Below are 7,091 nucleotides of genomic sequence, written 5' to 3'. Positions count from 1 at the left end.
ATTTATGAGTTTTGCAACACCATCAATTTAGTTTTAGTTAAAAAAGACATAAATTATCTATCTACGTTAATTTATGTCTTTTTTATTTTTACTATCATTTATACAACCAAGATTACTCCCACATCCATCAAGCTAGGAAAAGCAAATATACTGGCTATAAGAAACAACCATGTAATCGATATTAATGTGTATAGTTGAATGTATCTAAAACTAAAAGATGTTTATACTCCCGAAAGGAGAGTGAATGATGCATATTTAAAGAGGCGAAAAAACAAACATCTCAGAACTTCGCACGAAATACCGTTTTTACGCACAATAAGATGTATAAATAAAAATCTAATACAGCATTTAGGGATTTCGAACTCAATTACATGAATCTCCGTATATTGGTATGTGTCCATATAATTCATTTTTTATATAGGAATTATCAAATACTAAATAACTCATTGCAAAATTTTATAGTAAATTACATTTAAATTTATAAAGGTTTTTCTTATGTTGATCTATTTAACTCCTTATAATCATGATTAAATTAACCAATTCATGTTAGATAACGAATTTTAAACTGTTTTCATATATTGATTTTTTGTATGAATTTATATATAAAGATTATTTTATTTTACATGCATTTATATGTAGTTTTTGTACTGAATTTTATGGTCTTATACAAATTTATCACTTAGTTAGCTATAATTTTCATTTGACTAACTACACTATACCATTCAGTTTTGAACACATTTTAGTATTTCATAATTTAATTATGTAAATAAGTTTGTGTAAAAATTGAATTTCATGCGAATTTATGTTTGCTATTTGTATTAGAATAAAATGAAATACAAATAGCAAACAATGTCAAAAACAAATGCAATATATAATATACGGTTTTAATGACAGGATATATTTTGGATTGAATATTTATTCTTCACCAGGCTATCTATTTCCATTGAGATAAATGTACTAATACGGTATCGTCCCTTATATAATCAATACTATTGCTGTTAAAGTCATTATTTGTAATTTGAGCTTTTAATCATACAATCATTTACGTGCCTTATACTAATAAATAATATCTTTTATTAATTAATCATGTCCAACAAAAATTTTTGATTTAAATTTCCGTTTCGTTTATTGATTGTAAGTATCGTTCCATTAGTGGTACTAGAACTAGCCACTTCTAAAACATATCGGGTGTCTGTCATATTTACAAAATAATAGGTACCCGACCCAGCATTTTGAAGAAACCAGAGATGATCATCGGTATTTGGAATAGGGAGTTTAACAGTAGGTACACTCCAAGTCCATGCTAGTACTAAGGAAGGATCCCTTTGACTTTTAATTTGATACGCAGATTTAGTGCTATCAAATTCAAAAATCCATTTTTGGTTAATATCATTATTATTGTTGGTCCATAATTTCACAAAGTAATCTGACGTATAACCAAAATAATCTTCAGACATCTGCAGAACGCTACTATTGTTTAGGGCAGTCTTAATCTTATATACACCATCCTGAAACTCTTGGTTTACTTTATTTAAGTAAAATTTTTGCTGTGCATTATTATTTTTTCTATTGACTATAACATTTGTCCCATTAGTAGTACTAGAGTTTTCTATCTCTAATACAAATTGAGTGTCTTTCATATTTGTTAAAAAAATGGAACCATCTGCTGTACTTTCAAGAATCCAGAATTGTGAATCGTTCCAACGATTAGTAGAAGCAAAAACTTTATTTGATCCAGGAGTAGAATCCCATGTTAGTACTAAATAGCGAGCTATTAGGTTTTGAATACTGTAAGCACGGGTAGTTTGATTAAAAACTAAAATCCATTTTTGATTAATAATATTATTATAGTCCCATAACTTAACAGGATAATCATGTGTATTTTCGTCATAATATTCAGTAATTTGAATAGCACTTCTATTATTTACGGAAGTTATGATATTAAATATGCCTCTTAGGGGTTGAAAACTCTCATGAATCAATGGCTGCATAACTTGAATTGCGTGTATTTTGACACTATAGCTTGCATAATCTTGAATATTAAAAAATAATAAGTATTCCCTTGCAATATATGCAGATATCTCAAACCCTATAGGAATAGCTTTCATAAAACTACCTGTTTGGGCATTTTGGATTGCAAATACGATATTATAAGTATAATTGGTTTGTGATGATGTTTGGCGTCCCCAAAAAAGCCAAGCAGATTGCTGTTGTACGTAGAGGTTTGTAAAAGTTTCTGTAATTACAGTGGTTAATTGTTGTAGCACTGAATTAGCCAGATTAATTCCTAATAAAGATTTAAGCTCTTCTATCACCTTATTTATCATGGACTGTACTTGATTATTAGTTTGTGATAAAGTACGTGTTACATAATTCACATTTATAGCTCTAGGATAAACGTGAGTAGCTATTCCTAATCCCCTTTCTACATCAAATCTTAATGTGTCCTCCCCGAAGTTGGATGTAGTAGGTACTAGTGCAGATTGAAATGCATTAGCTAACTCTATAGCTTGAGGTAAATGAATGATATCTTCTATGTCTGCGATGTCTAAAGTATTAGTGTTGTATCCCGGATTATTCACACGTAGAATAATAACTCTTGCACGTGATTGCCCTTGCTCCCGTAGATTTTGGTTAAATTCTGATTGAGCCATGCACTCGCCCCCTGGATATCCTCTGTAAATAGATAGAAATTGACACTATTATATAATATTTAAATAAATGAAAAATCATGAATAAAATAATCTCCTATTTTTGAAGATAATCATGTAGATTTAACGTTGGGGTTTTATGAATTTTTAAAACTAATCCTATGAAAGTATTCTTTGATTTCTATGGAGTGGTACAAGATTTAAAAGTAAAATAGTGATACTTAAACCTGGATAACTCTTAAAATTTATATATATGTGAAGTTAAAGGTAACAAAACAGCATTCCTCACGTTGGAATGCCGTTCAAGGAAAAAGAAAAGAAAAAAATATATATGATTCCGTGCTCTTCTCCATTTTTATCAATAATAGCTATCATAAGGCTCTCTTTTTCAGCAAATTAATCTTTGAAATATGCTTATTTTTATTTAAGCTGATTGTTATTGTGGCTACGTCCACACGTACAACCTGTATCATAATTATTGTTATATCCATGCTCATGCGAACTACTTGAATTATGGCCATAATTATTATTATATCCATGCTCATGCGAACTATTTGAATTATCGTCATAATTATTGTTATATCCTCGTTCACAAGTAGCACGTGTATTTTGTAGATACGCTGTATTTTCATTTATTGTTTCTACACTAATTCCATTCAAATTTGTATATACTTCATTTCCATTATGCTTTCTCCAGCATAAAAATAATTCATTTTTATCTTCAACAACATGAAGGTATCTACCCTGTGCTTCTAAAGTCCCTCCAGAATATACATAAATACAGTCCCCTCTTTTCAAATTCAAAAATGAACGATTATTCATCAGCTATTCTCCTCTCTAATTTTCAGATCATTGATCCATTAAAAATAATATTTCACAATACACTAAATTCGCTTTAAGAAAAATATTTATTTTTTTAGAATATTACCTAAAGAATGTCTCATGTATAGAAATATTTTAATCAGTTATGATATAGGGAGTCTGATCGTACGTGCTAGTCTTTTATTTTTCGAATCATTACAGGTTACATTATAAATATCTAATCTAACTGAAAACTGTTCTAAAATTAAATATGTGCTCTGAGATGCACCACCGGATAAAAAGATAGGTATACTACCAAAATAATCACTATACCAGTTAGGAAAATCACTATACCTTGTATGATAATGACCACAAAAAATTTCTGCAACGCTGTATTGTTGTAGTGATTTTTCGAATCTTGTATTAGGTCCTCCAGCCCAAACATCTGGTCTGTTAACATTTAAAACAATGATTTTCCCGTTTCTTCTAGCTGTTTCTAATTGATTTTCGAACCAATTCAGATTTTAAAATATATGATACTCAGTAAGACTAGTAATAGTCGGGCCAGTTTGCTTATTCATTGTGGGGAAACTTTGCAATTGTATAGAGTATATTGATCCGAAATTTACTGTATACGCAAACTTTCTAGGTTTCATGTAACAGCAAAACCTAAATAATATCCCCCTGATTCTGTTCTATAGTCAAATTGAGATGATGGTATACCACGCCCTTGAACATGATAAATTAAATTCACAAGAGAACTCTTAAAACACCCGTTATTTACGAAGTCATCAAAATTATTTTCAATATTATGGTTGCCTAATCGATAATAATAGGATCTTCTTAATGTTCTAAAAAAATCTTTTATCTTACTCCATTCAGGATTAAACAAATCATCATGTCCAAAGGAAGTCATATCTCCATTTATCAGCACAGATGTATTTGGTACAGTATCCGTATACAAATTTATATTATTATATTGTTCACGTATCAATGCTTCGAAACGTCTTTTTTTCGCAAATTGATTTTCTGGACGACCTGGGCAGGGGTATTGCAGTTTTGACATGAGCTATTGTCCTGACAATCTGTCCAAGGATATTGAGGATCAGAAGTGATGACTAAAGATTGTATCAAGTCAAGCGGCGCAGCAAAATTTAAATTTTGTTGTTGGTTTCGCCACATTGTATGTCCCTCACCTTATCTATTTACAAAAGCTATGTTAATAGATATAATTTTTCATATTTCAATCATTATAGTTCGGATCACAATTACAATTTGGGTAATTGTGATGACCACAATTATCGTCGGTTGATAATTTTTCTAGGCTAATAAAATTAATATTGGTATAAATTTTATTCCCTTTTTCATTGCGCCAACATAAAAATGTCTGATTGTTATCTTCAACTAAACCAACATACATTCCTTGTCCTTCTAGCTTTCCAGAAGAGTAAATTTGAAGATATTCATACTTTCTAAGATCCAAAAATGAATGTTGTAACATAATCACACACCCCTTTTTTAAATTATAAATACATTTAAACAATAAAGAATAGAAATGGAACTAAATAGAACTCACTTAGAAGCCTTTTCACGCTCGTTCCACAAATTTAAGATAAAAATAATAAATTGGTGTAATAAAGAAAAAGTGTGTATACAGTCTAAGAAATCTTAAATTCAAAAATGATAATATTTAGAATGCCTTGAAAAGAAGATTAACAGGAACAGTTTTAAAGATATGCTATGGGGCAAAAATTTATGCCCATTTAGATTAAAGGGAAGGATTTCCGAAAAGTAATACATTTAGAAATGCAGTTGCCCACTTGTTATTATTTTTTTTAACTAATTAAAATCAATGCATAGAATTTGATTATAGAAAAATAATAAAAAAATCTTATATATAAAGGTGGGAGGCGCATGTCTTTAGATATGAATAAACTTGAGAGAATAATGAATGAAAATATTGAAACCATCCAAACAAATAACTTACAAGAACTAAAATGTACATTAGTAAAAAAATTTGATATTTGTGCAGATTTAATAGAACATTCTTTGCAATTGAAAACAAAAACGAATGTATTACTATATTATCTTGAGGGCCTTACAGATGGTGTTGCACTAAAAGGGAGTGTCGTTACCCCATTATTACAAGAAGTTAATGAAGACATGCAAGTATTTAATTCTAATATTATTACTACTCATACCAAAATAGTATATACATGGAATGAAATTAAAGAGGGATTGCTCGCGGGGCAATGTGTATTGTTTATGGAAGGAGAACAGAGGTCCCTTCTTATCAACACAAAAGGATGGGCAGAAAGAGCGATTCAGGAACCTATTTCTGAAGTTACTATTAAAGGCTCACATGATGGGTTTATTGAGAATGCCACTAAAAACATAGGCCTCATTCGAAGGTATATTCCTTCTGCAGAGTTGAAAATAAAAAAATTGAAGATTGGAGAGCGGGCCACTACTTTAGTATATTTACTTTACTTAGGTGATGTGGCAAACGAAGATGTAGTACATGAAGTCAAGACAAGAATTTGTAAAATCAAAACGGATACAGTATTGATTATTGGTGATTTGGACTCCCTTTCCACAGTCTTATATAAGTGAGCGTCCAGATGCTATTTCTAATCAAATCCTTGATGGTAAAGTGGCAGTTTTAGTTGATAGATCCCCTAGCGTAATGATTGTTCCAATGAATTTAGTTGGTTTTTTCAGACCTCTGATGATTACAATGTCCATTGGTTAATTGCATCGTTTTTCCGCCTATTAAGATTTTTAGGATTTATTATTGCTATTTTTTTACCCGCAATATATATTACAATGGTTTCATTTCACTTTGAAATTATTCCTTTAGATCTATACATTTCTATTGCAACATCAAGAATTAAAGTCCCCTTCTCACCTTTATTGGAAGCTTTTATTATGGAAATCACATTAGAAAAAGATTCTTTTGTAAGATTTCCTAATCATCTGATAACTGATCGATCTAGTACAGGACAACCAAAGCAAACAAGAAAACAGAAAGGGAATTAAAAGGAGGTAGTTTCTATGAGGAAACATAACTTTCAATACTTAACTTCATTTGAATATATTGTTTTTATTCATTCGCTACAACTTGCATCAGGTATGTTAATTATGCCAAGCCCACTTGCCAATATTGCAGGTAGGGTGTTTTTGCCCATCCCCCCGAAAAGGGGGAATAAGCTTATGCTATGTAGACATTATACCCAGTGTCAAAAAGTACACTTTATGACATAGCTAAAAACCTTGTATTTTTTATTTCAAAAATACAACTTAATAATATTTGAAACATGTCAATTAAACTGTATATGTTTTGACATATTTATTTTAAAAAGAAATTGAAATCCTTTATTTATAAGGGTTTTGTCACTGTTTTTTTGCTATTCCCCCTTTTCAGGGGGATGGGCAAAAACACCCAGGTACAGATGGTTGGATTGCTATTATTTTTGGATGGATGATAACTTCGGTAATCGGAATAGCTATAATATTGGTAATGCAAAAAAATCCTAATAAAAATTTCCCCCAGATTCTAACGAGTTATTTTGGTAAATGGCTGGGAACATTCTTTATTATTATATTTGGTTTTGGTGCAAATAATGGACAAACGCAAAA

At 30.3% G+C, this 7,091-nt stretch carries 4 protein-coding genes and 3 pseudogenes; 3 read left to right on the top strand and 4 right to left on the bottom strand.

The window, feature by feature from the left end; translation table 11 throughout:
- Nucleotides 1-1,076 precede the first annotated feature (1,076 nt).
- The 4 genes from RT27_RS31755 to RT27_RS31740 form a co-directional block, all read right to left on the bottom strand.
- Entirely contained in the window at nucleotides 1,077-2,654 is a 1,578-nt protein-coding gene (locus RT27_RS31755; protein WP_043939324.1) for an RICIN domain-containing protein, read from the bottom strand.
- Nucleotides 2,655-3,071: 417 nt separating this feature from the next.
- Nucleotides 3,072-3,473 (bottom strand): hypothetical protein, encoded by a 402-nt coding sequence (locus RT27_RS31750; protein ID WP_043939322.1) that lies wholly within the window; start codon nucleotides 3,471-3,473, stop codon nucleotides 3,072-3,074.
- A 631-nt stretch (nucleotides 3,474-4,104) separates the two neighbouring features.
- Nucleotides 4,105-4,518, bottom strand: a complete 414-nt coding sequence (locus tag RT27_RS31745) for a hypothetical protein (RefSeq protein WP_003310456.1) — start codon at nucleotides 4,516-4,518, stop codon at nucleotides 4,105-4,107.
- Between the two features lie 177 nt (nucleotides 4,519-4,695).
- Nucleotides 4,696-4,953: a hypothetical protein gene (locus RT27_RS31740; RefSeq protein ID WP_043939319.1), complete on the bottom strand. Its 258-nt coding sequence runs from the start codon at nucleotides 4,951-4,953 to the stop codon at nucleotides 4,696-4,698.
- Nucleotides 4,954-5,366: 413 nt separating this feature from the next.
- Here RT27_RS31740 and RT27_RS31735 point away from each other — a divergent pair.
- The 3 pseudogenes from RT27_RS31735 to RT27_RS34660 form a co-directional block, all read left to right on the top strand.
- A pseudogene (locus RT27_RS31735) lies at nucleotides 5,367-6,416 on the top strand (spore germination protein); the annotation flags it as partial.
- Between the two features lie 90 nt (nucleotides 6,417-6,506).
- Nucleotides 6,507-6,623 (top strand): annotated as a pseudogene (locus RT27_RS34665) (spore germination protein); the annotation flags it as partial.
- Between the two features lie 274 nt (nucleotides 6,624-6,897).
- Nucleotides 6,898-7,091: pseudogene (locus tag RT27_RS34660) on the top strand (GerAB/ArcD/ProY family transporter); the annotation flags it as partial.

The sequence above is a fragment of the Bacillus sp. L_1B0_5 genome (genome assembly GCF_000836715.1).
GTDB lineage: Bacteria > Bacillota > Bacilli > Bacillales > Bacillaceae_G > Bacillus_A > Bacillus_A thuringiensis_S.
The sequence above is the reverse complement of the archived record's forward strand: the minus strand, read 5'-3'. Positions and strand labels throughout refer to the sequence as shown.